General features: G+C 44.7%; 1 protein-coding gene. It reads right to left on the bottom strand.

The window, feature by feature from the left end; genetic code table 11:
- Positions 1–121: 121 nt before the first annotated feature.
- On the bottom strand, positions 122–430 hold a 309-nt coding region (locus tag ACQRBH_RS17335; protein ID WP_427762700.1), incomplete at its 5' end, for a hypothetical protein.

Below are 430 nucleotides of genomic sequence, written 5' to 3'. Positions count from 1 at the left end.
AACGGATTCTAACGCTTGTCCAACGAACGGCAACCATCCCATCCATCCTCTCGCCTGACATCCCCCAAATCCGCAACTTCCTCATCTGGAAGAATTCCTGCGCGTCATGCAGAGGGAAAGATCATAGTAAAGATATTGTCAAAAAACTGGCAGAATAACTAACTGAATCTTCCATTGAAGTAATGACGAATAGTATAAAAACATCGCTCCCCATTGCGCTTCGCGCCAGGAATTCCTCCAGATGAGTTTGTTCAGTAATTGGAAATGTCAGGCGCAAGGGAGCTGGATCGGTTGGTCTGTATCCGTTTATCCAAGCACTAGAATCCGTTACAGAAAAAAGAGTTGCAATTCCGTGTGAGAATTTGGCATCCGGCCAAATTCGAAAGGACTGCTGAATCGAGAAATTATCCAAATTTCTCGGTGAATCAGT

This window comes from Bariatricus sp. SGI.161 (assembly GCF_050313695.1).
In the GTDB taxonomy this organism is placed as follows: Bacteria; Bacillota; Clostridia; order Lachnospirales; family Lachnospiraceae; genus JAFBIX01.
The sequence above is the reverse complement of the archived record's forward strand: the minus strand, read 5'-3'. Positions and strand labels throughout refer to the sequence as shown.